Annotated in this window: 25 protein-coding genes and 1 pseudogene; 15 read left to right on the top strand and 11 right to left on the bottom strand. The window is 68.5% G+C overall.

Annotated elements, in window-relative coordinates; translation table 11 throughout:
- The first annotated feature begins 164 nt into the window (after positions 1-164).
- Genes ACFQ4G_RS10270 through ACFQ4G_RS10245 form a run of 6 tightly spaced genes read left to right on the top strand, consistent with a single transcriptional unit; the run spans position 165 to position 6,523 of the window.
- A complete protein-coding gene (locus tag ACFQ4G_RS10270) occupies positions 165-1,406 on the top strand; it encodes a D-alanyl-D-alanine carboxypeptidase family protein (protein ID WP_238202406.1) in 1,242 nt (413 codons plus the stop codon).
- The gene (tmk, locus tag ACFQ4G_RS10265; RefSeq protein ID WP_379040135.1) at positions 1,400-2,107 is read left to right on the top strand and encodes a dTMP kinase; all 708 of its coding nucleotides are present in this window, start codon (positions 1,400-1,402) and stop codon (positions 2,105-2,107) included. The genes ACFQ4G_RS10270 and tmk overlap by 7 nt, the downstream gene beginning before the upstream one ends.
- Positions 2,097-3,161, top strand: coding sequence for a DNA polymerase III subunit delta' (locus ACFQ4G_RS10260; RefSeq protein WP_238202402.1), 1,065 nt, complete (start codon positions 2,097-2,099; stop codon positions 3,159-3,161). Before tmk ends, ACFQ4G_RS10260 begins: the two co-directional genes overlap by 11 nt.
- A gap of 53 nt (positions 3,162-3,214) precedes the next feature.
- Positions 3,215-4,816, top strand: a complete 1,602-nt coding sequence (metG, locus tag ACFQ4G_RS10255; protein ID WP_238202401.1) for a methionine--tRNA ligase — start codon at positions 3,215-3,217, stop codon at positions 4,814-4,816.
- Positions 4,817-4,866: 50 nt separating this feature from the next.
- Positions 4,867-5,664, top strand: coding sequence for a TatD family hydrolase (locus ACFQ4G_RS10250; RefSeq protein WP_238202399.1), 798 nt, complete (start codon positions 4,867-4,869; stop codon positions 5,662-5,664).
- A 43-nt stretch (positions 5,665-5,707) separates the two neighbouring features.
- Positions 5,708-6,523, top strand: coding sequence for an MBL fold metallo-hydrolase (locus ACFQ4G_RS10245; RefSeq protein ID WP_238202397.1), 816 nt, complete (start codon positions 5,708-5,710; stop codon positions 6,521-6,523).
- Between the two features lie 53 nt (positions 6,524-6,576).
- Here the strand turns inward: ACFQ4G_RS10245 and ACFQ4G_RS10240 are convergent, their stop codons facing one another.
- Positions 6,577-7,368 (bottom strand): SGNH/GDSL hydrolase family protein, encoded by a 792-nt coding sequence (locus ACFQ4G_RS10240; RefSeq protein ID WP_238202395.1) that lies wholly within the window; start codon positions 7,366-7,368, stop codon positions 6,577-6,579.
- 429 nt (positions 7,369-7,797) lie between these two features.
- Positions 7,798-8,544 (bottom strand): arsenical resistance protein ArsH, encoded by a 747-nt coding sequence (gene arsH / locus ACFQ4G_RS10235; RefSeq protein WP_379040130.1) that lies wholly within the window; start codon positions 8,542-8,544, stop codon positions 7,798-7,800.
- Positions 8,545-8,591: 47 nt separating this feature from the next.
- Here arsH and ACFQ4G_RS10230 point away from each other — a divergent pair.
- The 4 genes and pseudogenes from ACFQ4G_RS10230 to ACFQ4G_RS10215 form a co-directional block, all read left to right on the top strand.
- Positions 8,592-8,834 (top strand): annotated as a pseudogene (locus ACFQ4G_RS10230) (ArsR/SmtB family transcription factor); the annotation flags it as partial.
- A 111-nt stretch (positions 8,835-8,945) separates the two neighbouring features.
- Positions 8,946-9,473 (top strand): arsenate reductase ArsC, encoded by a 528-nt coding sequence (locus tag ACFQ4G_RS10225; RefSeq protein ID WP_238202559.1) that lies wholly within the window; start codon positions 8,946-8,948, stop codon positions 9,471-9,473.
- Positions 9,473-9,898: an arsenate reductase (glutaredoxin) gene (arsC, locus tag ACFQ4G_RS10220; protein WP_238202393.1), complete on the top strand. Its 426-nt coding sequence runs from the start codon at positions 9,473-9,475 to the stop codon at positions 9,896-9,898. The genes ACFQ4G_RS10225 and arsC overlap by 1 nt, the downstream gene beginning before the upstream one ends.
- A gap of 36 nt (positions 9,899-9,934) precedes the next feature.
- Positions 9,935-11,248, top strand: a complete 1,314-nt coding sequence (locus ACFQ4G_RS10215; protein WP_238202391.1) for an arsenic transporter — start codon at positions 9,935-9,937, stop codon at positions 11,246-11,248.
- Here ACFQ4G_RS10215 and ACFQ4G_RS10210 read toward each other — a convergent pair whose 3' ends face one another.
- Both ACFQ4G_RS10210 and ACFQ4G_RS10205 read right to left on the bottom strand, forming a co-directional pair.
- Complete coding sequence (locus ACFQ4G_RS10210) at positions 11,249-14,425, bottom strand: efflux RND transporter permease subunit (protein WP_238202389.1); 3,177 nt, start codon at positions 14,423-14,425, stop codon at positions 11,249-11,251.
- A gap of 1 nt (position 14,426) precedes the next feature.
- Positions 14,427-15,488, bottom strand: a complete 1,062-nt coding sequence (locus tag ACFQ4G_RS10205; RefSeq protein ID WP_238202557.1) for an efflux RND transporter periplasmic adaptor subunit — start codon at positions 15,486-15,488, stop codon at positions 14,427-14,429.
- A 181-nt stretch (positions 15,489-15,669) separates the two neighbouring features.
- Here ACFQ4G_RS10205 and ACFQ4G_RS10200 point away from each other — a divergent pair, with 181 nt between their 5' ends.
- Both ACFQ4G_RS10200 and ACFQ4G_RS10195 read left to right on the top strand, forming a co-directional pair.
- Complete coding sequence (locus ACFQ4G_RS10200; RefSeq protein ID WP_238202387.1) at positions 15,670-16,623, top strand: DNA-3-methyladenine glycosylase family protein; 954 nt, start codon at positions 15,670-15,672, stop codon at positions 16,621-16,623.
- Between the two features lie 121 nt (positions 16,624-16,744).
- Positions 16,745-17,695 (top strand): DMT family transporter, encoded by a 951-nt coding sequence (locus tag ACFQ4G_RS10195; protein WP_238202385.1) that lies wholly within the window; start codon positions 16,745-16,747, stop codon positions 17,693-17,695.
- A gap of 22 nt (positions 17,696-17,717) precedes the next feature.
- Here the strand turns inward: ACFQ4G_RS10195 and ACFQ4G_RS10190 are convergent, their stop codons facing one another.
- From ACFQ4G_RS10190 to ACFQ4G_RS10180, 3 genes are all read right to left on the bottom strand, one after another.
- Entirely contained in the window at positions 17,718-18,197 is a 480-nt protein-coding gene (locus tag ACFQ4G_RS10190) for a VOC family protein (RefSeq protein ID WP_238202383.1), read from the bottom strand.
- A gap of 63 nt (positions 18,198-18,260) precedes the next feature.
- Complete coding sequence (locus ACFQ4G_RS10185; RefSeq protein ID WP_238202382.1) at positions 18,261-18,992, bottom strand: helix-turn-helix transcriptional regulator; 732 nt, start codon at positions 18,990-18,992, stop codon at positions 18,261-18,263.
- Positions 18,993-19,118: 126 nt separating this feature from the next.
- Positions 19,119-19,562: a DUF488 domain-containing protein gene (locus ACFQ4G_RS10180; protein ID WP_238202556.1), complete on the bottom strand. Its 444-nt coding sequence runs from the start codon at positions 19,560-19,562 to the stop codon at positions 19,119-19,121.
- Between the two features lie 206 nt (positions 19,563-19,768).
- On the opposite strand from ACFQ4G_RS10180, the gene ACFQ4G_RS10175 reads away from it, so the two are divergent.
- Positions 19,769-20,638 carry a glycoside hydrolase family 25 protein gene (locus ACFQ4G_RS10175; protein ID WP_238202380.1) on the top strand — a complete coding sequence of 290 codons (870 nt, stop codon included), beginning with the start codon at positions 19,769-19,771 and terminating at the stop codon, positions 20,636-20,638.
- On the opposite strand, the gene ACFQ4G_RS10170 is transcribed toward ACFQ4G_RS10175, so the two are convergent.
- From ACFQ4G_RS10170 to ACFQ4G_RS10155, 4 genes are all read right to left on the bottom strand, one after another.
- The gene (locus ACFQ4G_RS10170) at positions 20,539-21,816 is read right to left on the bottom strand and encodes an FkbM family methyltransferase (protein ID WP_238202378.1); all 1,278 of its coding nucleotides are present in this window, start codon (positions 21,814-21,816) and stop codon (positions 20,539-20,541) included. The genes ACFQ4G_RS10175 and ACFQ4G_RS10170 overlap by 100 nt on opposite strands.
- 105 nt (positions 21,817-21,921) lie before the next feature.
- A complete protein-coding gene (gene trhA, locus ACFQ4G_RS10165; RefSeq protein WP_238202376.1) occupies positions 21,922-22,602 on the bottom strand; it encodes a PAQR family membrane homeostasis protein TrhA in 681 nt (226 codons plus the stop codon).
- Positions 22,603-22,730: 128 nt separating this feature from the next.
- The gene (locus ACFQ4G_RS10160; protein ID WP_238202374.1) at positions 22,731-22,922 is read right to left on the bottom strand and encodes a hypothetical protein; all 192 of its coding nucleotides are present in this window, start codon (positions 22,920-22,922) and stop codon (positions 22,731-22,733) included.
- Between the two features lie 253 nt (positions 22,923-23,175).
- Complete coding sequence (locus tag ACFQ4G_RS10155) at positions 23,176-24,339, bottom strand: COX15/CtaA family protein (RefSeq protein WP_238202373.1); 1,164 nt, start codon at positions 24,337-24,339, stop codon at positions 23,176-23,178.
- A gap of 240 nt (positions 24,340-24,579) precedes the next feature.
- On the opposite strand from ACFQ4G_RS10155, the gene ACFQ4G_RS10150 reads away from it, so the two are divergent.
- Positions 24,580-24,798: a DUF2842 domain-containing protein gene (locus ACFQ4G_RS10150; RefSeq protein WP_238202365.1), complete on the top strand. Its 219-nt coding sequence runs from the start codon at positions 24,580-24,582 to the stop codon at positions 24,796-24,798.
- 102 nt (positions 24,799-24,900) lie between these two features.
- Positions 24,901-25,311 carry a hypothetical protein gene (locus ACFQ4G_RS10145; RefSeq protein ID WP_238202362.1) on the top strand — a complete coding sequence of 137 codons (411 nt, stop codon included), beginning with the start codon at positions 24,901-24,903 and terminating at the stop codon, positions 25,309-25,311.
- Positions 25,312-25,398 lie beyond the last annotated feature (87 nt).

Here is a 25,398-nt window from a genome sequence, read left to right as displayed (position 1 = left end):
CGCCAGACTCCCTGGTGTGGCAGCGTCATCCGGTCCACTGCGCTGCGCTGCGATCGGCAAAGTTGCGTTCGATTTCGCCGGCAATTCGCTATACCATCTCGCACGGGCGAGAACGGACCGGGCTTATCAGCCAAGCCTCGGGGCCGATGGGCATGAGGCGAGCGATGCGTGCGACGACAATCGGGACGAACCTGGCCGCCGGCTTTCGAGCCGGATTGGTCGGACTGGGTCTGTCCACGATCGGCTTGTTCGCCGCTCTCCCCGCCCTCGCTCAGAGCTTCCAGAGTGCGGCTCCGCACGCGATCCTGATCGACGCCGATTCCGGTTCCGTGCTGTTCGAGAAGGCGGCCGACGAGCTGTTCTCTCCGGCCAGCATGGCCAAGCTGATGACCACGGAGATCGTGTTCAACGAGATCCGGCAGGGCCGGCTCAGCATGGACAGCGAATTCCAGATCACCGAGGACGCCTGGCGCCGGGGCGGCGCCGGGGGAGGCGGCTCCTCGATGTTCGCTCAGCTCAACAGCCGCATCAAGCTGTCCGATCTGCTGCGTGGCCTGATCGTGCAATCGGGCAACGACGCCGCCATCGCGATCGGCGAGGGCATCGCCGGCTCGGAGGAGAATTTCGGGCGGATGATGACCACGCGGGCCAAGGAGCTCGGCCTGACGCGTTCGACGTTCCGCAATGCCACCGGCTATTCCGCGCCGGATCAGAAGGTGACCGCGCGCGACCTCGCCAAGCTGGCGATCCATATCATCGACACGTATCCCGACCTCTACAAGATCTTCGCCGAGCGCGAATTCACCTGGAACAAGATCAAGCAGCAGAACCGCAACCCGCTCCTCACCCTCGATATCGGGGCCGACGGGCTCAAGACCGGATATCTCGAGGAATCCGGCTACGGCCTCACCGGCTCGGCGGTTCAGAACGGCCAGCGTCTCGTGATGGTGGTGAGCGGCCTCAAGACGGCGCGTGACCGGGCCGCCGAATCGCGCAAGCTGGTGGAATGGGGCTTTCGCGCCTTCGAGCCGCGCCAGATCTTCGCAAGTGGCGAGACCGTCGCGGACGCCTCCGTCTTCGGTGGGGCGCAGGGCAGCGTCCCGCTGGTGGCCAAGAAGCCGGTGCGGGTGCTGCTGCCGCGCGGCAATGGCGACCGCATCACAGCCCGCGTCGTCTACCAGGGCCCGCTGACCGCGCCGGTGGAGCAGGGCAAGGAAGTCGGCCGCCTGAAGATCACCCGCGGCGACACCCAGGCCCTCGACCTGCCGGTCTATGCCGGAGAGGACGTGGCGGCCGGCACGATCCCGCAGCGCGCCCTCGACGCGGCCTGGGAGGTCGGGACCGGCCTGTTCCGCCGCGCCTTCGACAAGGTCGGCACCACCGATAAGGCCGGCGCCAGATCGTGACCGAACGCGGCGGTGCGCAGGCGGAACGGGGCGGAGCGTTCATCACTTTCGAGGGTGGGGAAGGAGCCGGCAAGTCGACCCAGATCGTCCGGCTGGCTGCACGGCTGCGCGGCGCGTCCCCGGTCCCGGTGATGACGACGCGTGAGCCCGGCGGCTCGCCAAAGGCCGAGGCGATCCGGGAAGCCCTGCTCGCCGGCACCGTGAAGAGGCACGGCCCTTTCGCCGAGGCGCTGCTGTTCTCGGCTGCTCGCATCGACCATCTCGACACGCTGATCCGCCCGGCCCTGGCCCGCGGAGAGACCGTCCTGTGCGACCGCTTCGCCGATTCCACCCGCGCCTATCAGGGAGCGGCCGGCGGGCTCGATCCGGCCCTGCTCTCGGCCCTGGAGCGGATCGTCATCGGCGATACGAGGCCCGACCTCACCGTGATCCTCGACCTCGATCCGGCCATCGGCCTCGCCAGGGCGAAGGCGCGGGCCGGGGAGGGCGAGGCGGCCGACCGTTTCGAGGCCGAGGCGCTCGGTTTCCATACCCGCCTGCGCGAGGCGTTCCTCGCCATCGCCGCCGCGGAGCCAGAGCGCTGCATGGTCATCGATGCCGGCCATCCCCCCGACGTCGTGGAAGCTGCGGTCGCGGCGGCCGTGGCAGCACGCCTGCCCCGCCGTCTCGCCGATCCGGAGGCCACCGACGATGCGGCCTGAACGTGCCCCGGAGGACGTCGAGCCCGGTGATCTCGCCGATATCCCGCGCCCGCGCGAGCAGGCGGACCTCGTCGGCCATGGGGAGGCGGAAGCCGCCTTCATCGAGGGAATCGGTTCCGGCCGCCTGCACCATGCTTGGCTGATCGGCGGTCCGCGCGGCATCGGCAAGGCGACGCTCGCCTACCGGGTGGCGCGCTGGCTCATCGCCAACCCGCGCCCCGGCCGCATGCCGGACACCCTCGCCGTCGATCCCACGCATCCGGCGGCCCGACAGGTGGCGGCCCTGTCCCACCCAAACCTCGTGGCCTTGCGGCGCACGCGACCGGCCAACGCGAAGACGCTGGCGACCAAGATCTCGGTGGACGCCGCCCGCCACGCCCTCGACCTGTTCGGGTCCACGGCCGGCAATGACGGCTATCGCATCTGCATCGTCGACAGCGCCGAGGATCTCAACGCCAACAGCGCCAATGCCCTCCTCAAGATGGTGGAGGAGCCGCCGCCGCGCTGCCTGTTCCTCATCGTCAGCCACGCGCCGGGCCGGCTCCTGCCGACGATCCGCTCGCGCTGCCGCGCCCTCAACCTGCGTCCGCTAGGGGAGGGCGAGGTGGCACGAATTCTCGCGAGCTTCCCTCCCCCCTTCTTGCGGCCGGACCCGGAGGCGCTGGCTCGCGCCGCCGCTTTGTCCGAAGGCTCGGTGGCGCAGGGCTTCGCCATGCTCGATCCTGCGACGTCCGGCCTCGTCGGCGAGATGGAAACTCTGCTATCGCGCCTCGACCATCCCGACTGGCGCCGCATCCTGGCGCTCGCCGAGAAGCTGTCCGGCCGTGATGCGGACGAGCATTTCGCCGCGAGCCTCGACACGGTGTTCCGCTTCGTATCCTCGGAACTCGACAGGCGGCGCCACGAGCCGCCCGTCCGCCTTGCGGCCCTGGTGGAGGTGTGTGACAAGATCGCCCGCGCCGCCCGGGAGGCCGCGACCTACAATCTCGACCGGCGGCCGCTGATCCTCTCGCTGTTCGGCGACCTCGCAGGGGCGGTGCGCGCCGGGACGTGATCAGGCACGTCCTGTGATTCGATGAAACGCGTATCCGAGGATGTTTCGACGCGATGGCCAACGATTCAGGCCCACCCCTGTCGGGCGGCAAAGCCGTCGCCGACGACAAGACCTACGGCATCAGCACGGCGATCTCCTATCCCAACGGCGCGCCCCATATCGGCCATGCCTACGAGGTGATCGCCACGGACGCGATCGCGCGGTTCAAGCGCCTCGACGGCTACGACGTGCTGTTCTCGACGGGCACCGACGAGCACGGGGTGAAGATTCAGCAGACCGCCGTGAAGGCCGGGATCACTCCGCGTGAGCTCGTCGACGACATGGCGGCGCGCTTCAAGGCCATGGCCGAGGCGCTGAACTGCAGCCACGATCGTTTCATCCGTACCACCGAGCCGGACCATTACGCCGCCGCCCAGGAACTCTGGCGGCGCATGGAGGCCAATGGCGACATCTACCTGTCGAAATACGCCGGCTGGTACTCGGTGCGCGACGAGGCCTATTACAACGAGGACGAGACCGAGACCGGCGCCGACGGGACACGCCGCGCGACGGAGACCGGCACGGCCGTGACCTGGATGGAGGAAGAGAACTTCCTGTTCCGCCTCTCGGCCTACCAGGACCGGCTGCTGGCGCTCTACGAGGCCCAGCCCGACTTCATCGGTCCCGAGACGCGGCGCAACGAGGTGGCGAGCTTCGTCCGCTCCGGCCTCAAGGACTTCTCCGTGAGCCGCACCAATTTCGATTGGGGCGTGCCGGTGCCGGGGCACCCGGACCACGTGATGTATGTCTGGGTCGACGCGCTCACCAACTATCTCACCGTGACGGGCTTTCCCGACGCCTCCGACCCGCGCAGCAGGTTCTGGCCGATGGATCTGCACGTCATCGGCAAGGACATCGTGCGCTTCCACGCGGTCTACTGGCCTGCCTTCCTGATGTCGGCGGGCCTGCCCCTGCCCAAGCGCGTGTTCGGCCACGGCTTCCTGCTCTCCAAGGGCGAGAAGATGTCGAAGTCGCTCGGCAACGTCGTCGATCCGATGGACCTGATCTCGACCTACGGTGTCGATGCGGTCCGCCAGTTCGTGCTGCGCGAAGTGCCTTTCGGCGGCGACGGCAATTACAGCCACGAGGCGATCATCGCCCGCTACACGGCTGACCTCTCGAACGGTCTCGGCAACCTCGCCCAGCGCTCGCTGTCGATGATCGCCAAGAACCTTTCGGGGCTGGTCCCCGAGCATGGTGATTTCACCGAGGACGACCGTGCCCTGCTGACGCTGGCCGACGCCCTGCCCGGTACGGTGCGGGTGGCGATGGACAAGCTCGCCCTCCATACGGCGCTCGCCGATATCTGGGCTGTCGTCACGGCCTCCGACCGCTATTTCGACGCGCAGAAGCCCTGGGTCCTGCGCAAGACCGACCCGGCCCGTATGGCTGCCTCCCTCTACGTGGTGGCGGAGACCCTGCGCGCCATCGCCATCCTGGTGCAGCCGTTCATGCCGGAAGCGGGGGCCAAGCTCCTCGACCTCCTGGCCGTGCCGGCCGACCGGCGGCAACTCGCCGATATAGGGGAGGGCGGTCGGCTCGTGCCGGGCACCGCCCTGCCGTCGCCCGTGGGGCTTTTCCCGCGCTTCGTCGAGCCGGAAGTTCCGGGCGCCTGAAGCCCGAGCCCACCCTCGCATTCATGCCGAGTTCCTTGCCGAGTTCCTTCATGCTGGTCGACAGCCACTGCCATCTCGATTTCCCGAATTTCGCCGAGGATCTTCCCGGCGTGATCGCCCGCGCCGAGGCGGCGGGCGTCACCGGGATGCTCACCATCTCGACGCGGGTCGCCAAGGCACGGGTCTACGAGGCCCTGTCCGAGGCCCATCCCCAGATCTGGCACACGGTGGGCACCCATCCGAACGGGGCAGGGGACGAGCCCGACGTACCGACGGAGGAGATCGTCGCCCTCACCCGTCATCCGCGCTGCATCGGCATCGGCGAGGCGGGCCTCGATTACCATTACGAGGACGCGGCGCCGGAAGCGGTGCAGGAGCGGGTGTTCCGCCGGCATATCGCGGCTTCTCGCGAGACCGGCCTCCCCCTCGTCATCCATGCCCGCGATGCCGACGAGCACATGGAATCGGTACTCGTCGACGAGATGAAGCGCGGTACCTTCAGGGCGGTGCTGCACTGCTTCTCCTCGGGCCGGCGCCTGGCCGAGGTGGGAGTCGAGCTCGGGCTGTCGATCTCGTTCTCGGGCATCGTCACCTTCCGGCGCTCGCACGCGTTGCGGGACATCGCCCTGGCCGTGCCCCAGGACCGTATCCTGGTGGAGACCGACGCGCCGTTCCTGGCGCCCGAGCCGCATCGCGGACGCAGCAACGAGCCGGCCTATACCGCCGACACCGCCCGCTCCCTCGCCCAGACCCTGGAGATGGATTTCGAGAGCTTCGCCGCGCTCACGACGGCCAATTTCCACCGCCTGTTCGACAAGGCGACCCCGTCCGGCGGCAAGGGGGCGTGACAGGCGCCCGGCCGCTCCGATACCAACGGACCGGGAGGTGCGGATGGGTTCTCTGACGCTGACGATCCTCGGCTGCGGCTCGTCCGGCGGCGTTCCTCGCGTGGGCTACGGCTGGGGCGCCTGCGATCCGGCCGATGCCAGGAACCGGCGCCGCCGCTGCTCCATCCTGGTGGAGCGGCGAGGGGAGTCGGAGAGGCAGGCCGGTGCCACCACCCTCCTGGTGGACACCTCGCCGGATCTGCGCGAGCAATTGCTGTCGGCGAAGGTGAACCGCCTCGACGCGGTTCTGTTCACCCATGCCCATGCGGACCATACCCACGGGATCGACGACGTGCGGCCCCTGGTGATCCATATGCACCGGCGCATCCCGGTCTATGCCGATGCCGAGACACGGGCTCTGCTCACGATGCGCTTCGGTTACTGTTTCGAGACACCGCCCGGCAGCGCCTATCCGCCGATCCTCGACATGAACGATCTGGTGGCCGGGGAGCCGGTGACGATCCGGGGCGAGGGCGGCGCGATCGAGGCCGTGGCCTTCGGCATGAAGCACGGCAGCGAGACCGCGCACGGCTTCCGCTTCGGGCCCGCGGCCTACGCGCCCGACGTGAGCCTGATGCCGGAGGCGAGCAAGGCGCGCCTTCACGGCCTCGACCTTCTCATCATCGATGCCCTGCGCGACACCCCTCACCCGACCCACTATTCGGTCTCGGATGCCCTCGCGCTCATCGAGGAGGTGCGCCCGCGCCGCGCGATCCTCACCAACCTCCACACCGATCTCGACTACGCCACCCTCGCGGCCAAGCTGCCGCCGGGCGTGGTGCCGGCCTATGACGGGCTGTCGGTGAGCGTCGATTTCTGAAGAAGGCTCGCTCCGAAAAGCAAGCCTTGCTTCGAAAGGAAGGGCTTGGCGCCTCAGTTGCGCAGCGGATCGGCCGGGATCAGGCCGGCATTGACCAGGATCTGCGCCGTGGCGGCCTTGGCGAGACGGTCGTAGCCCGCATCGGTCATGTGCAGCCCGTCGGGCCCGATCATCTGTGCCGGGCTGAGAAGGCCGCTGGCGGCCCAGGTCCGCATCAGGGCATGGCGGCGGATCACCGGTACTTCGAGGTCGGCGGCAAGGGCGTGGAGCGCCTCGCCGTAGCGCTCGGCGCCGTTGGTCGTGCTCAGGCGACGGCACCATTGCTGGTCCATCAGGATCACGTCGGAGCCGGCGGCGCGCATGGCCGCGATGCCCTGGCGCGTCAGTTCGGTGAAGCGTTCCACCGTGACGCCGGTCATCGGGTCGTTGCTGCCGGTCTGCCAGATCACGAGATCGGGCCGCTCGGACAGTACGTCGCGATCGAGGCGCCGGGCCATGGCCTCGGCGTCGTCGCCGCCCTTGCCGCGGTTGAGCACGGTGACCGTGGAGTGATTCGCCCCCGCGACGTCGAGCCGTCCCTGCAGATCTTCCTGCAACTGGGCAGGGTAGGCGGCTGCCGGCGAGGAGGCGCCCGACCCTTCGGTGGACGACGAACCGAAGGCGACGATACGGATGTCCGAACCCGCCTTCACCAGGGCCGCGACGTGGGAGAGTTTCGCCAGCGCGCGCGCCGGGATCGCGGGCTTCGGTGCCACCGGGTCCGCCCATGCCGGCGCGCCGAGGCCGAAAGCCGCGAGGGCGATGCCGAGAATCGGAGCGGTGCAGGGTTTGAGCAGGGTCAGCATCGGATCCGCTTCGAGGGCGATCGGGGCGGGCGGTCATCGTGACCGTTGCCGCGCCGCGATGGGTTAGACACGCGGTTTGAGATAGGATTGTGACGATTGCCCTGGAAACTGGTGGATCGCTTAAGGGTCTTGGTGAGCGAGGTGTGAAGCCGGCATCTATCGGTGAGACTTCATGGAATGGTGAATTCCAGGTTCCCGGTCAAGCACCCCCCTCACCCCACTTTCGGACCTATTAAGTTCCATAATATATCTTATGCGAATGGCGGATCGGCGATCGAGAGAGGTGTTTTGGCGCGTTGCGGAGATCCTGGGCGTCGCCGTGCGAAGGTCGCGTGAAGGCGTGAAGCTGGGACAGGAGATAATGCAGATTCACCTGCTCGACGTATCCGTCCCCTCCCCGCCTCCTTCGGCTTGCCGCCATGCCGGGGTTCAGCGTCGGACGAATCCGATATCGGCCGCCACCGCGCCCAATCGGTCCGGCTCGCGCTCCTTGCGCTCGGAGTACCGGTCGACGAGGTAGCCGGAGCACCCTCGCGTCAGGAGGGTGAACTTGAACAACTCCTCGCAGACGTCGACGACCCGGTCGTAGAGAGGGCCGGGCTTCATGCGGCCCGCCTCGTCGAACTCCTTGTAGGCCATCGGTACCGAGGACTGATTCGGGATGGTGATCATGCGCATCCAGCGACCGAGGATGCGCAGGGAGTTCACGGCGTTGAACGATTGCGATCCGCCCGACACCTGCATCACCGCCAGCGTCCGCCCCTGGGTCGGGCGAACCGAACCCTCGGATAAGGGCAGCCAGTCGATCTGGCTCTTCATCACGCCGGTCATGTTGCCGTGCCGCTCCGGGCTCACCCACACGTGACCTTCTGACCAGATCGAGAGTTCGCGCAGTTCCTGGACCTTGGGATGGTCGGCGGTGCTGTCGTCGGGCAACGGAAGACCATGCGCGTGGTAGATCCGGACCTCGCCGCCCATGGCCTCCAGCAGGCGCGCCGCCTCGTAGGCGAGGAACCGGCTGAACGACCGTTCCCGGAGCGATCCGTACAGGACGAGGAAGCGCGGGGCGTGATGCAGTCTCTCGACGGCATCGAGAAGGTCGGTGGTCGGCGCCGCGAAATGGGCCTCGCTCAGGTTCGGCATTCCATCGGTGAAGGGCTGTCGGGGCTTGTCCAAGGAGCTTCTGTCCTCTACGTTTCAATGATGATTGAGATATTGACATCATGATGGACGAACGGCAAGCCATCGCCGCCTTCGCGGCGCTCGGTCAGGAACATCGCCTGCGCATCGTACGCCAGCTCGTCACCGCCGGGCCGGACGGCATGGCTGCCGGGATTCTGGCCGAGGCGGTCGCCGTGTCCGGCACCAACCTGTCGTTCCACCTGAAGGAGCTCAGCCATGCCGGCCTCGTCACCTCGCGCCGCGAGGGTCGGTCGATCATCTACAGCGCCGCCTACCCGGACCTGTCGGACCTGATCCAGTTCCTCATGCGCGATTGCTGCCAGGGGCGTCACGAGGTCTGCGCCCCGGCCGTCGCCGCCTTGTCCGCCTGCTGCACGCCACCGGAGACACCGCCCATGCCTGACCGCGTCTACAACGTCCTGTTCCTGTGCACCGGCAACTCGGCCCGCTCCATCCTCGCCGAGGCGATGCTGGCCAAGGACGGACAAGGACGTTTCCGTTCCTTCTCAGCCGGCAGCCAGCCCAAGCCGGAGGTGAACCCGATGGCGCTCCAGGTTCTGCGCGAGAGCGACTACCCGACGACAGGCCTGCGCTCGAAGTCCTGGGACGAGTTTTCCGGCGCCGACGCGCCGATCATGGATTTCGTGTTCACGGTCTGTGACAACGCCGCCGGCGAGGCCTGCCCGTTCTGGCCCGGCCAGCCGGTGACCGCCCACTGGGGCATCGAGGACCCGGCCGCGGTCGAGGGTAGCGAGATCGAGCGGAAGACCGCGTTCGTCACCGCCCAGCGCTACCTCAGGAACCGGATCTCGGCTTTCCTCGCCCTGCCGGTGTCGAGCCTCGACGACGTCACCCTGACGGCCCGGGTCCGCGAGATCGGCCATCAGGCCGGCGCCACCTCGCCCCGTTCGGAGGTCGCGTGATGGACGTCGTGATCTATCACAACCCGGATTGCGGCACCTCGCGCAACACCCTGGCGCTCATCCGCAACGCCGGCATTGAGCCGCATGTGATCGAGTACCTCAAGACGCCGCCGTCCCGGACGATGGTGCGCCGGCTCGCCCAGCGCGCCGGGATCACCCTGCGCGACCTCCTGCGGGAGAAAGGGACGCCCTATTCCGAACTGGGCCTCGCCGATGCCTCGCTGTCCGAAGACCGGTTGCTCGATGCGATCGCGGGGCACCCGATCCTGCTGAACCGCCCTATCGTCGTCACGCCGAAGGGAGTCGCCCTCTGCCGTCCGTCCGAGGCGGTGCTCGACCTGCTCCCGCCCCAGCAGGGCGAGTTCGTCAAGGAGGACGGAGAACGCGTCCTCGACGAGCACGGGCGCCGCGTCGCCACCGCCTGAGACCCATCGCTCCGTCAAGAACAAGAAGCGGTTCCGATGCTCGCGCTCAGTATCTTCATCGTCACCCTCGTCTTCGTCGTCTGGCAACCCAAGGGTCTCGGGATCGGATGGAGCGCCCTCGTCGGCGCCGCCGTCGCCCTGGCCGTCGGGGTGATCCATCCCGGCGATATCCCAACCGTCTGGCACATCGTCTGGGACGCCACCTTCACCTTCGTCGCCCTGATCGTCATCTCCCTCCTCCTCGACGAGGCCGGGTTCTTCCACTGGGCGGCGCTCCACATCGCCCGGTTCGGCGGCGGCAAGGGAGGGCTTCTGTTCCCCCTGGTGATCCTGCTCGGGGCGGCCATCGCGGCGGTGTTCGCCAATGATGGCGCGGCGCTGCTGCTCACGCCCATCGTGCTCGCCATCCTGCTCCGCCTCGACTTCAAGCCGGCGGCCGCCATGGCCTTCATCATCGCCTGCGGCTTCGTCGCCGACTCGACCAGCCTGCCGCTGGCGATCTCCAACCTCGTCAACATCGTCAGCGCCAATTTCTTCGGAATCTCGTTCGGACGCTACGCGGCGGTGATGGTGCCCGTGAACCTCGTCTCGCTCGCCGCAACCCTGCTGGTCCTGTGGCTGTTCTACAGGCGCGACATTCCTCGATCCTACGCCGTGGCCGATCTCGAATCCCCGCGCTCGGCCGTGAAGGATCCGGTGGTGTTCAGGGCGGCCTTCCCGCTTCTCGCCCTGTTGCTCGCCGCCTATTTCGTCACCGCGCCGTTCGAGGTGCCGGTTTCGGTGGTCACGGGCGCAGGGGCCCTCGTGCTCCTGGCTCTGGCCGGCCGCTGGTTCTCCGGCTTCGATGGCGGCGTCATCCCGATCCGCGCGGTGCTGGCCGGCGCTCCCTGGCAGATCGTGCTGTTCAGCATCGGCATGTATCTCGTGGTCTACGGGCTGAAGAATGCCGGCCTCACCGATCATCTTGCGCAGGGTCTCGCCCGGCTCGCCGGTCACGGCCCGTGGGTGGCCACGGTGGGAACGGGGTTTTCCGCCGCCATCCTCTCCTCGGTGATGAACAACATGCCGAGCGTTCTCCTCGGTGCGCTGTCGATCCAGCAGGCCCCCGACCTGTCGCCGCTCATGCGCGAACTCATGATCTACGCCAACGTCATCGGCTGCGACCTCGGTCCGAAGCTCACGCCCATCGGGAGTCTCGCGACGCTCCTGTGGCTGCATGTCCTGGCCGGCAAGGGGAAGAGGATCGGCTGGGGCCAGTACATGAAGGTCGGCCTCGTCATCACCCCGCCGGTGCTGCTGGCGACGCTCCTCGCGCTCGCATTCTGGCTCCCGATCCTCGGACCGCCGTGATCAGGGATAGGCGCGCCGATTGGCCGAGCCCGCCGCGTCGTCCGGCGCCCTGCCCCCATCGGCGGTGAACCGGCCGTAGCGGAGCGCCAGGGTCGGGAGGATCATGAGGTTCAGGATCGTCGAGGTCACGAGGCCGCCGAGGATGACGACGGCCATCGGCCCCTCGATCTCGCGGCCGGGCTCGCCGGCCCCCAAGGCCAGGGGCAGCAGACCGAGGCCGGTGACCAGCGACGTCATCAGGATCGGCACGAGGCGATCGGCGGCGCCCTCCACCGCAGTGTCGCGATCCCAGGGCCGGCCCTCGATGGCGACGAGATGCTCGTAATGCGAGATCATCATGATCGTGTTGCGCAAGGAGATGCCGAACAGGGTCACGAAGCCGACGATGGAGCCCAGCGACAGCACGGCGCCGGTAGCGAAGACGGCGAGCACGCCGCCGACGAAGGCGAAGGGCAGGTTGACCAGCACCAGCATGAGGTTGCGCACGCTGCCGGTGACCACGGCGAGGAGCAGCACGATGCCGAGGCCGGCGAAGCCGGAGAACAGCAACAGGTCGCGCTTGGCCCGCGCCTGTTCCTCGGCCGAGCCGGAAAAGCTCACATAGACCCCGGTCGGCAGGGCCACCTCCTTGGCGATCTTGCGCCGCGCGGCCTCGACGAAGGAGGCGACGTCGCGCCCCGTGACGTTGGCGGTGATGACCTGGACCCGCTGGGCACCCTGGTGCTGCACCTGATACCGGGCCGAGGTCTCGTAGATGTCCGCCACCTGGGAGAGTCGGATGAAGCGGCCGTTCGACGATCGCAAGGGGAGGTCGCCCACGGCGGTGAGACGTCCCCTCGCCCCGGAATCGAGGATGACGAGGACGTTGAAGACCGCGTTGCCCTCGTAGGTCTGACCGACCACGTCGCCCTGGTATGCGGTGCGCACCACCTCCATCACCTCCACCGCCGAGAGGCCCCAATGGCGCAGGTCGTTGGGTCGGAGACCCACATTGATCTGAGGCAACCCCGCCGGGGAGGCCTGCTGGATGTCCGCCGCCCCGCGCACCTCGGCGAGTTCGCGGGCGATGTCGCGCGCCGCCGCCTCGATCCGGGCGAGGTCGTTGCCGAAGACGTTGACGACGACGGGTGCGGTATAGCCCGAGACCGTCTCCTCGATGCGCTCGGTGAGGAAGGTCTTGAGCGAGAAGGCGGCGCCGGGGAACCCTGCCATCAATCTGCGGATCGCCGCCTCTGCCCTGCCCTGCCCGGCGCCGTCGAGGCCAGGCTCGAGGTCGATATGGATCTCGCTGTAATGGGTGCCGGCCGTGTCCTGGCCGGCCTCGGCGCGGCCGATCTGCGAGGCGACGGAGCGGATGCCGGGGATCTTCAGGAGTTCGCCGGTGATGCGGCCGCCGAGCCGCATGGATTCCCCGAGCGACGTGCCCGGAGACGCCGCCATGTGCAGGATCAGGTGGCCTTCCTTCAGGTCCGGCAGGAAGGTGTTGCCGAAGAACGGTGTCGCCGCGGCTCCCGCCAGGGTCACCAGGATTCCGAAGGCGATGATCGTGCGCGGCGCGCGGTTGATCCGCTGCAGGAGGCGGGTATAGCCGCCGCGCGACCAGCGCATCACGGGCGGGTCGCGCGTGTCGGTGTCGCGTCGCCCGGTCAGGAGCAGCATCGACAGGGCGGGGGTGACGGTGAGCGCCACGGCGAGCGAGGCCACCACCGCGAGGATGTAGGCGAGGGCGAGCGGCGCGAACAGCTTGCCGGCGATGCCCGACAGGACCAGCACCGGCAGGAACACCAGCAGCACCGCGAAGGTGGCGTAGGCCACCGCCGTGCGGACTTCGAGGATGGCGTCGATCACCACCCTCCCCTCCGGCCTGGGCGCCGGACGTCGCCGGTTCTCGCGCAGGCGCCGGACCACGTTCTCGACGCCGATCACCGCGTCGTCCACCACCTCGCCGATGGCGATGGCGAGGCCTCCGAGCGTCATGGTGTTGAGGCTCTCGCCCATGGCCTGGAGCGCCACCACGGCGGCGATGAGCGACAGCGGGATCGCCACCGACGAGATCACGCAGGTGCGCCAATCGTAGAGGAAGGCGAACAGCACGACGACGACGAGGATGCCGCCGAGGCCGAGGGCCTGGAGCACGTTGGCATTGGCGATGGTGATGAAGTTCGCCGGCCGGAACAGGTCCGCGCGCAGGCCGACGCCCTCCCGGTCGAGGGCCGGACGCAGGTCTTCGAGGGCGGCCTCGACGCGGGCGGTGACCTCGCGGGTATTGGCACCGTATTGCGCACCGACCATGAGGAGCACGCCGCGCTTGCCGTCCACCAGCGCGGCGCTGATCGGCGGCTCGCCGGCGGCGACCACGGTAGCGACGTCGCCGAGCGTCACGCTCGCCCCGCCCTCGTTGATGAGGACGGTGCGGGCCAGTTCCTCGGGGCTCAGGGACTGACCCGCGGTCTGGAGGGTGACGCGCTGGTTGATCGTGTCGACGAAACCGGCGCCGCGCACGCCGGTGGCCTTGCGGGCGGCGGCCAGCACGTCGTTCATGCCGATATTGTAGCGGATCAGGTCCGCCGGGCGGATCTGGACCTGGAGCGAGCGCACGGCACCGCCATAGACCGAGACCTGGGCGACGCCCGGTACCGCCAGCAGCCGCAGGCGCACGGTCCAGTCCGCGAGGGTGCGCAGGTCGAGGTCCGAGCGCCGCTCCGAGGTGAGCCCGACGAGGAGCACGGTGCTGGTGGCCGAGGTGAGCGCCGTCATCGCCGGAGGCAGCACGCCCTGGGGCAGGCGGCCGGCAAGGGCGGTGAGCCGCTCGGTGACGAGCTGGCGGACGCGGTAGACGTCGCTGCCGTTGCCGAAGGTGACGGTGATCACCGACAGGCCCTGGATCGAGCTCGACCGCAGGGATTCGATGCCCGGCAGGCCGTTCACCGCCACCTCGATCGGCTGGGTGACCAGCACCTCCACCTGTTCGGGGTTGAGGCCGGGCGCTTCGGTCTGGACCACCACGGAGGGCGGCGCGAATTCGGGGAACACATCGTACTTGGCATCCGCCAGCACGAAGATGCCATAGCCGGCGAGCGCCAGGCTCAGCGCCAGGACGATGCCGCGAAAGCGCACCGCGAAGGCGACGAGGGCCGCCTGTGGACCACTCTGGGGGCCAGTCGGGAGGTCGCTCACGTCAGTCGTCGTCCACGCCGCCCGAGACGGAGAGCAGGCTCTTCATCTCCTCGGACAGGAGCGCCTGGGCTCCCGTCAGCACGATCTCGGTCTCGCCGGGCAGGTCCTCTACCACGTAGGAATCCGCCGACATCGGCGGGTCGGCCTTCAGCGCGTGGCGCGCGAAGGCGTTGGGCGCCACCGCCCGGTAGATCCAGGTGCCCCCCTGCCAATGCACGACGGCATCCTCGGGCACGCTGATGCCGGTGACGGTGCGGTCGGAGCCGAGGAAGGCGAGCATGCTCATGCCGGGCAGGAAGCCGCTGTCGCCGGGCAACGTGTAGAAGAAACTCAGGCCCTGGATGCGCTGGTCCGTGCGGGTGGCCGGCGAGACGTAGCGCAGGGCGATGCGCACGCTCTGCGGCGGCACCTCGGCGAAGGCGGCGGAGGGCTGGCCCTTCAGGCTCTCTCCGGGGGGGAGGGTGACCTGGACCAGGAAGTCGACGCGCTCGATCAGGCGGGTGATGGCCGGCGAGCGCTCGACGATGGCCCGGCCGATCACCGGGCCCCATTCCTGCTGCGCCGTGGCCGCGAGGGTGCGGACCTGGGATTCCGCTGCCGCCAGCGAGGCCTGATCGGTCTGGAACGTGCCCTCGGTGGTCTCGACCTGAACCGTGGTGGCGTAGGGTCCGAGGTTCTTCGCCCGCTGGAAGGCGTTGCGGGAGACCTCGACGCGGGCCTGCGCCGTCTGCAGCTGCGCCTTGGCGCTGGCATAGGCATTGGTCAGGTCGGTGACGCGGGCGACGTCGAGGACGCTGCCATAGGCCTGGAGTTCCTCACGATGGGGAGCTGAGGATCGGACCTGGGTCTCGATGCCGAGGCGTTCGCGCTCTTCCGGCTTCAGCCGGACCACGGTGCGCCCATCCTCGATGGCGGTGCGCTGGGCCGGGAGGTGACGCGGTGCCGGCGGGGCGGGCGCGATCCGTTCGCGCAATTCGGCGAGGAGGGCCGTACCGGGGTCGCTCGCCGCGAAGATTCCGAGGCCGGCCACGACGCAGGCGATGAGCACGACCCGTAGCCACATCACCAGAACCGCCCTCCCCGGCCTCGCGGTCGACAAGCCGCGTTCGTTCTGTGAACGGATACAGCGTCGGCGGGCAAGCCGATACCGTGCCTACCCAATTGTCCCGCCCGGCATGGGTTTCTTGGTCTGGGTTTCTTGGTCGCGCGCCGGCATGCGATCCATGGGGAGGCCGGAGCCTGTCGTGACCCAGACGATCACCCTGCCCTACACGCCGCCCTATGACTGGCCCGCGATCCTGGCCTATCTCGGCGGCCGGGCCATTCCCGGCGTCGAGGTGGTGACGGGGAATGCCTATACGCGGACCGTGTTTCTCGGCGGCCGTCACGGCACCGTCTCGGTGGCACCGGGTGTCGGCGACGCCCTCGTGGCGACGATCGATCATCCGGACCGGCAGGTCGTGCCGCAGGTTCTGGCCCGGCTGCGGCCGATGTTCGATCTCGATGCCGACCCCATCGTCATCGCGGCCGCGCTGTCGCGCGATCCCCACCTCGCACGGCTCGTGGCCGAGCGGCCCGGTTTGAGGGTTCCGGGCGCCTGGGACGGGTTCGAGATCGCGGTGCGCGCCATCCTCGGACAGCAGGTCTCGGTGGGTGCGGCGACCCGCCTCGCCGGACGCCTGGTATCCGCCTTCGGCGAACCGGTGAAGCCGGCTCGCGCCGAGGCCGGCCTGACCCATCTGTTTCCGACGCCAGACCGCCTGCGCGAGGTCGACGTGGCAGCCGCGCTCGGCATGCCCGGGGCACGCGGCAGGGCGATTAGCGCGCTTGCGGCCGAGGCTTGTGCGCATCCGGATCTGTTCGGCCGCGGCCGTGGCCTCGATCCGGCGGTGACCGCCCTCAAGGCGCTGAGCGGCATCGGCGAATGGACGGCGCAGTACATCGCCTTGCGCATCCTGCGCGAGCCGGATGCGCTGCCCTCGTCCGATCTCGCATTGCTCAGGTCCCTCGATACGGGTGAAGGTCGACCGACATCGGCGCAGCTCCTCGCGCGGGCAGAGGCCTGGCGCCCGTGGCGGGCCTATGCCGCCGTTCATCTCTGGGCGAGCGACGCGGCGCGGATGGCGGCCGCCGATCCTTCTCCCGCCGATCCTTCTCCCACCAAGCGCGGCCCGCGCCGCCCTCCCCGGACGGCATGATGTGCGGGCGCCGAGCCGCAGCCCTGCGGTCTCCGGCCTTGCTCGATCCGTCCCGGCCGGGACAGAAGGACGATGCCGCGCCGGGCGAAACGCCCGACCGAAAACTCACCGCGAAGGGATCATGACCTCTCCGTCCGCCTCGCCCGGGTCGTCCGTCGAGACCCGCGCCGCCGCTACCGCCTATCCGCTCCTGCTGTTCACGACCCTGCTCTGGGGCGGCAACGTGGTCGCGGGCAAATGGGCCGTGGGCGAGGTCTCGCCCCAGGTGCTCACCTGCCTGCGCTGGGCCTTCGCCTGCCTCGCGCTCGCCTGGCCTGCATGGCGCGGCATCGTCGCCGAGCGCCACCTGATCGCCCGCCACTGGCGCTACGTCCTGCTGATGGGGGCTTGCGGCTACACCGCCTATGCGAGCCTGTTCTACGCCGCCGGCATCTACACGACCGGCGTCAACGTCGCCCTGTTCCAGGGGGCGATCCCGGTCCTCGTCATCCTGCTGAACTACGTCGTCCACCGCGTCGCCGTCACCGGAGCGCAGATCCTCGGCGTCGTCGTCACCCTCGGTGGTGCCGCCGTGGCTGCGACGCACGGTGACTGGCACATCCTGTCGACGCTGTCCTTCAATGTCGGCGACATGCTGATGCTCGGTGCCTGCCTGCTCTATGCCGGATACACCGTCGCCCTCGCCGACCGGCCCAAGATGTCGGGGCTCACCTTCTTCTCGGCGATGGCGCTGGCGGCTCTCGTCACCTCCCTCCCCGCGCTCGCCCTCGAACAGGCCGCCGGCTGCCTGATCTGGCCGACGCCGCAGGGCTGGGCCATCGTCGCCTTCGTGGCGCTGGGGCCCTCGCTCATTGCCCAGCTCTCGTTCATGCGGGGCGTCGAGCTGATCGGGCCGAACCGGGCGGGCGTGTTCGTGAATCTCGTGCCGATCTTCGGCTCGGGCCTCGCCATCCTCGTCGTCGGCGAGCCCTTCCAATGGTACCAGGCCCTGGCCCTGGCCCTCGTGCTCGGCGGCATCATCATCGCCGAGCGCTTCGGCCGCCAACGGCCCGGTGAAGTCGGTCGCGGTTGAGACCGGAATCCCTGCGCCCGTGTCAGCCCTCTGCGGCACGCTCCAGCGCGGCGATGTCGAGCTTGACCATGCCCTGCATGGCGGAGAAGACGCGGCTCGCCACGGCCGGGTCGGGGTCGGCCAGCAATTGCGGGAGGATCGCGGGGACGATCTGCCAGGGCACTCCCCACCGGTCCCGGAGCCAGCCGCACATGATCTCGGAGCCGCCATCCGCGGTGAGCGCCGTCCACAACCGATCGACCTCGGCCTGGTCGGCGCAGGATACCGAGATGGAGGCGGCCGTTCCGTAATCGGCCGGGGCGCCTCCTCCGTTCAGCGCCTGAAAGCTCTGGCCGCCGAGGGTGAAGGTCACCAGGATCGCATCCCCCGTCTCCCCGCCCGGCCAGGGGCCCGGCGAGTGCTGCACGTGATCGATCCGCGAATCGGGCACGAGGGCGACGTAGAGGGCGACGGCCGCCTCGATGTCGCTGTCGAACCACAGGCAGGTGCTGACCTTCGACATCGTCGCCTCCTCGTCACGCGAATCCGAACGTAGAGAGGGATATCAAACGTCGGACCCGGCCGACTAGATGATCAACCCCCGCCGGAGGGCGATGGCGACGGCCTGCGTGCGGTTGGCAGTGCCGAGCTTGGCGCGGGCCGAGCGCAGGTGGAAGTCGACGCCGTGCGTCGAGATCCCCATGACCTCGCCGATCTCCCAATCGGTCTTGCCTTCGGCCGCCCATTGCAGGGCTTCGCGCTCGCGCGGGGCGAGGCGCGCGGCCGCCGCCGGGCTCTGGCCGTTGAGAAGCAGCAGGTGTCCGAACGCGTAGGTGGCGATCAGCTGGAGCATTCCCCGGTCGGCCGGGTCGATGGCGAGGCGCTCGCCCGAGACGCTGAAACCGGCGGTCTCTCCGTCCAGGGTCATCAACGGGATGGTCAGGCCGTCGCACAGGCGAAAATCCGTGGCCTCGTCCATCACCCGACGCGCCATCGGATCGTCGGCATGCCGCTCGGTGGCGTCGCTCCAGGTGAAGGGCGCGGTGGAGTGGCCCAGGCGCTGCACCGTGGGGTCGTGATAGGCATAGCCGCGCGTCAGGTAGCGCCGGCCCCATTCCATCGGGAAGGTGTTGAGGAGGACGTGGCCGCGCTGCTGGCGGGCGGGCGTGCCCCGAGCCGGCACCGTGGCCGCCATGATGTGGACGACCCCGAGATCCGCCAGTTCCGCGGCCAGGACCCTGGCGACGTCTTCGCCGCTCGCGGTCCGGTCGAGCGAGCGCAGGAAGCCGAGGGTCTGATCGAGAGATTTTCGCGTCACCCGCGTTCTCTCCGGGGAGATGGGATCACTCGTCCGTCATCGGCGATCATGTGAGTGGCATAACTCTAGATTGTCAACGCACTCTCCGGGTTCGGTACGTTCGCGTGTTCGGGTTTCCGGGATCCGTCACCCGAAAAGGTCGGTCGTCCGGAAGCCCCTCGCCTCCAGGCGCTCGGCCAGGACGCGGCGGTGGCACCGCTCCGGGTCGCGCTCGAAACACAGGAGGCAGGTGGGTGCCCGCGCCGCGAGTTCGCACAGAGCGTCGAGGGCGAGGCCGCCATCGGCGGTGTCGAGCACCTCTTCGCAGTAGATTCTCCGCATCAGTGCCGCGTCGTGCGCCCGGGCCGCCTCGCGGCCGGCCTTCGGCGTGCCGAGTTCCCTGGCATGGGCATAGGCGAGCCCCGCCTCTTCCAGACTCGTCTTGAGGGCGTTCTTCGAGAACCCCCGTTTGCGCGAATTCGCCACCGCCCGGACGTCGGCCAGCGTCGCGACGCCGGCATCCTTCAGGGTCGTGACGAAGCGTTCGGAATCCAGACCTTCGTAGCCGATGGTGAACAGAACCTTGTCCAGTCTCCCCTCCCCTTCGAAACGGCTTTGCGGCTCGTGACTTAGCCTTGTCCATCGACCTGCGGCCAAAGCGCCGGGATGCACCTTATGTGGCTCCAGCGCAACGACTTACGGAATTCCGCCGCATTGCCGTCAAAGCTCTGTTAACCGCGCAGGGGTCATCCCTTAGCCATTAGTGTAGCGCGTGAGAGACGGTGGGCCGGGCATCGATGTCGCTGAAGAACGGGATCGACCCGACAGACCTGAACGCGACGCCACGGGGCCAGGCGGTGCGCTGGGCCAAGCGCTCGCTCACCGCCGCCCTGCTCGCGACCCTCGCGGCCTGTGCCGGCAACAACAGCGACTTCTATCCGACCAAGGGCGACGTGAAGCCCCATCCGGGCGTGGCACGCGCCAAGCAGCATCCGATCCAGGGCATCGACATCTCGAAATGGCAGGGCCCGATCGACTGGGCCTCGGTGCGCGGAGCCGGGACGCAGTTCGCCTTCATCAAGGCGACGGAAGGCGGCGACCATGTGGACGAGCGCTTCCGCGCTAACTGGGACGGTGCGGCCAGGGCCGGCGTGCCGCGTGGCGCCTACCATTTCGTGTTCTGGTGCCGTTCGGCCCAGGACCAGATGGACTGGTTCAAGAAGAACGTTCCGAACGATCCGACCGCCCTGCCCCCCGTCCTCGACGTGGAGTGGAACGGCCATTCGCAGCTCTGCCCCAAGAAGCTGCCGAAGGCCCAGGCGCTGGCGATGATGCGCTACATGCTCGACGAGATGGAGCGCTACACCGGCAAGCGCCCGATCATCTATACCGACATTACGTTCCACAAGGACGTCCTCGAAGACGAGTTGCCCGACTACCCGCACTGGGTCCGCTCGACGGCGGCCGAGCCCGAGCAGCGCTTCGCCAAGCGCAAGTGGATGCTGTGGCAGTTCACCTCCACGGGTCGGGTCCCCGGCGTGCGCGGCGACGTGGATCGCAACGCGTTCTACGGCTCGACCGCCGAATGGGCCTCGTTCCTCTCCACCGATTGCGATCCCCGCGACCATGTCCGGCTCGCCGGACAGGGGCTCTGCACCGAGAAGTAGGGGCGATCCGTCAGCCTTTGCCCGGGATGGCGCGTGCTTCGAGGCGCGCGAGGGCGGCCTTCGCTTCCCGCGCGAAGCCCGAAAGCCGTCGATCGTCGAGGATCGCCTTCCAGGCGTCGAGTGCCTGCCCGGGGAAACCGTTGGCCTCGTAGGCCCGTGCGAACAGGATTCCCGACCAGCGCTCGTGCAGGGCGGCCGGATGCCGGTCCAGCACCGTGCGCGCCGCCTCGAACGACAGGGTCGAGGAGATGGGTGCGGACCAGCTCCTTCAGGAAGATCGGGTGCCGGCTCGCATCGTGGATCGCGGGGTAGAATTCCGCCCCGAATTCCAGCAGGACGAGGGCACCCGGGATCTGCCCGATGGAGCGAAACAGTATCGCCTGGTTCAGGATGAGCCGGGCTAGGTCGGCTGCCTCCGGCCCTGCCTCCCTGGCGGCGAGCTTGGCGGATCGGACGATCCCATCCGACGCCGAGGCGGCGCCTGCGGTCGAGACCTTGCCGTAGCGGTCGAAGAGGTTGAGGGGCGTCTGGAAGTGCGGCTTCAGGTCGTCGTGCTTCTCCTCGGAGACGTAGTAGCGGTTCAACCCGTCGAACCAGACGTAGCGATAGCCCGATTCAACGAGGATCGGCTCCCATTCCTCATGGTTCGGCGCATGGTTCGCCGGGTCGATCGCCTCTAGGAGGACGATCCAGGGGCGATGGCGCGTCAGTTCCGTGCCGAGCAGGACCTCGCGTTCGGCGCCTTCCACGTCGATCTTGAGGAAGTGAATGTCCGGCGGAGCATGGGCGTCGAGGAGTGCCGCCAGCGGCTCGATGACGATGCGGCAGGCGGTGGTGGTGAAGCCGTCCCGCTCGTGCTGCTCGGCATGGTCCCGCCGCATCGTCGACAGGCCGGTCGGCCCAGCCTTGTCGACGACGAAGAACGTGCTCTCCCCCGAGGCGGGACCGCAGCCGAGCTTCAGGTTGATGTCGCGGGGGCGGGCCTCGGTCAACCGGCGGTGATAGACATCGTTCGGCTCGATGTTCAGGCCGTGCCATCCGCGCTTGTAGAATGCGAGGGTCACCGAATCCTCGGTCGGGTCATTGGCGCCGACATCCACGTAGAACCCGCGCTCGACCCCCTTCAGGGCGCGCCAGAGCAGCACGTCCTCGAAGTTTTGTGCGTAGGACAGGAACATCGAGCTACCGGAATTGCGACGCGGCCAGGGGCGACCGTAAGTCCGCTTCCGCGCCTATGCCAGACCACGAAGCTCCGGGCCGGCCTTCACCCGACGATCACGGCTCTAGGTTCCCGCGTCGATGACGCTGGTGAGGACTGTGCCGTAATGGCAGGCGGTCGCCGCCAGGACGAAAGCGTGCCAGATGGCGTTCTGGTACGGCAGGCTGCGCCAGACGTGGAAGATGACGCCGAGGGAGTACAGCGCGCCGCCGATCGCCAGCAGCCAGAGGGCCTCGGGCTTGAGCGCTCCTATGACCGATTCGTATGTGGCGACGCCGCTCCATCCGAGCAGGAGATAGAGGCCGATGGCGGCCCGGTCGAAACGCCCCGGCATGAGAAGCTTCAGGGCGATGCCGATCCCGGCCAATGTCCAGATCAGCGCAAGGAGGATCCAGGCCGTCGATCCGCGACCGACCAGGGCGACGAGGGGCGTATAGGTGCCGGCGATCATGAGATAGATGATGGCGTGATCGGCCCGGCGCAGGATCCATTTCCGCCGTCCGACCGGCCACATGTTGTAGGTGGCCGAAACGCCGAGCATCGAGACCAGCGCTGCCGCATAGACGACCACCGATGCGCGCTCGGTCCAATCCAGCGGCGCCATCGCCGCCAGCATGACGATGGCGATCGCCCCCGCCACGCCGAATGCGATGCCCGCGATATGGATGGCGGCATCCGCCACCAGCTCTCTGCGCGTGTAGTTCCAGGTCAGTCCGATGGGTCTACCGTCCTCAGCCAGAAACATTGCTGACTCCGAACTTTCCTATCGAAGCTTAAGCGACGAAGTGGCGAACTCGTTCCGTGTTTGGACTGCGTAGTCGACGGAAGCGTCGAGCGTGATGAATCGACGCCTACCGACGTTTCCTCGAAGCCTCAGAACGAGAAGCTCGTGAAGCGGCTCGCCAGTACGACCGCCCAGGCCGCGCCGAGAAGCCCGGTGAGGCCGAAGACGACCCGGCGTGTCCGCCGGTGGCGTCTTCCATCCATATCGACGGCTGCATTCTGACGCGTCGCAACGCGCTTCACGGGGACCTGCTCTTCCGACACGAGGCGTTGGTCGTGCATGCGGGACGGCCTTTCGGTTTCATCATGAGGATGCCGGGCTCGGGCGAGGCGGGTATCGCTTGCGCGCCGCCTTCGGCATCCGGGTCACCGGCACCTAGCTAACGGTACAAACCCAAGCTTGGTTTCGCTGCGATGCAGCAAAAGACGGCCGTGGGCTCGTCCGTCGGCGATCATGGAGGAGGTAGCAAGCTTCCGGCCAGCCGGCCGTGAGCGCGCCGCATCGCAGCACGGCGCACCCTGCATGTCCGCCGATCTAGGCGCTGCGGCCCTGCATGCCCTCGAACCCGAACGCGGCAGTGGCGGCGGCGGATGTCGCTACGGTCGACCGGGGGGCTCCGCGGCTGAGCCGTGCGTGGACGGTCGCCATCATCAGCACCGCCATGGCGAAGACCTGATGGGCCAATCCTGCCCATAGCGGCACCGCGAGGAGAAGGGTCACGATGCCCAAGGCCATCTGTGCCACGGCCATGCCGGCGATGCCGGTGGCGCGTCGGGCCGTCCCGCTCGCCGGCAGGCGTCGGCGCGCATCGATGGCATGGACCAGGGCGAGAGCGACCAGCAGATAGGCCACGAGGCGGTGGTTGAACTGCACCAGGGTGACGTTGTCGACGAAGTTCTCGATCCACGGGCTGACGGCGAAGAGGTCAGACGCCTTCGGCACGAGGGCGCCGTCCATGTCGGGCCAGGTGTTGTGCACGAGTCCGGCCTTCGATCCGGCGACGAGGCCCCCGAGCCCGATCTGGACCAGGACCAGGATCGGCAGCAGGCCCGCCGTGATCCGCAGGCGCCGCGGTGCCGGCTCGGACGCGCCCGTCCGCAATCCGGCAGCCAGCCAGACCAGCCCGGCCAGGATCAGGCTCGCCGTGGTGAGGTGGAGCGCGAGTTTGAGCGGCGCCACCGCGGTCATCCCGGGCTGGAGCCCCGAGGCGACCATGATCCAGCCGATCGCTCCCTGGAGGCCGCCGAGGGCACCCAATCCGAGGAGGCCGTATCCGAGGCGCCGGTCGACGAGGCCGCGCAGCCAGAACACGAGGAGAGGCACGAAGAAGACGAGGCCGAGGATGCGCCCGAGCAGCCGATGACCCCATTCCCAGGCATAGATGACCTTGAAGTCCGACAACCCCATGCCCTGGTTGAGGATGCGGTATTGCGGCGTGCCCTTGTACTTGTCGAATTCCGCGGTCCAGGCCTGTTCGGAGACCGGGGGGACCACGCCCGTCACCGGCCGCCACTCGGTGATCGACAATCCCGATCCGGTCAGGCGGGTGGCACCGCCGACCGCAACCATGGCGACGACGAGGACGGCCAGCGTGTAGAGCCAGACGCGGACCGGGTTCTTGGCACGGACCAGATTCTTGGAACGGACCAGATTCTTGGAACGGCCCGGTGCGGGGGGGACGGTGTCGCTTGAAGGCATCGCGGTGGGGCTCGCGTGGCGGTTCGGGAGAAAAGGCGGGTATCCGCATCTTTCCCCTGCGTTACGCAGGAGGCGGCACGGGGGCAACGTCGCCCAGGGCCGCAGACAGAGGGGATGTGCGAGCGGGATGTGGCGGTGGCGGCAATTGCCTTGCCGGGGCCTTGGCCCTAACCCCGGCTGGCCCGACCTGTCGGGAAAGAGATCGATGCCCAGGACGGGGCGTATGCCAGGAGAGCGCCCATGCGCCGCCGTACCCGCACGTTGATCGGAACGATCGGCATGCTCGCCTTCGTCGCCCTCTACGCGCCGCTCGCCATGGCGCTGGCCGACAGCCGAATCTCGCAGACGCCGCCGGCGGTGCAGGCCATCCTGTACGGCTTCCTCGGCATCGCCTGGATCTTCCCGCTGATGCCCCTGATCCGCTGGATGGAGCGGAAGGACGTCGACGGGGGAACCTGATCCCGGGATTCTGCCCGATGTCGGGATTTCGCCGCACTCGGCCGTCACAGGCTTGGCGTCGCTTCGATATCCCGTCAGATCCAGGCCGAGATCCGCCGACCCATGAACCGATTCCTCGCGTCCTGCCTGCTCGTAGGCTTCGGCTGCATCGTGACCCCGGCCCTCGTCGTCTCGGCCTCGGCCCAGGGCGCGCCGCGCTCGATGTCGGAATGCGAGCGCCTCAAGAACGACCTCGCCTACAACCAGTGTCTCGCGATGTTCGGACCGGCCGCCAAGAATGTCGGCGGCGGCGAGGGGGGCGGCGGATCGGCCTCCTCCGTCGCGACCGCGCTCGCTGCGATTCCCCCAGGCAACACCGAAGCGCTGCCCATCGCCGATGACCCGGCCCCGGAGGCGAGGAAGGGTCAGCGCGGAAGGCGCGGACGCTACACCCGGCACGGGCGGCAAAGCGCCAGCTTCACCGTGGGCGCGAGCGAGGGCCGCTCGTCCTATCGTCGCCGGCGGCGGCACTGAGCAGATTTCGCGGAGGTGGCCATCGGTTTTGGTCCCGGAACCTGCGACACGTCGAAGGCCTGAGCGAGGTGCAGCGTCGGCGTGCCC

Source organism: Methylobacterium marchantiae, assembly GCF_042679825.1.
GTDB classification, from domain to species: Bacteria; Pseudomonadota; Alphaproteobacteria; order Rhizobiales; family Beijerinckiaceae; genus Methylobacterium; species Methylobacterium marchantiae.
The sequence above is the reverse complement of the archived record's forward strand: the minus strand, read 5'-3'. Positions and strand labels throughout refer to the sequence as shown.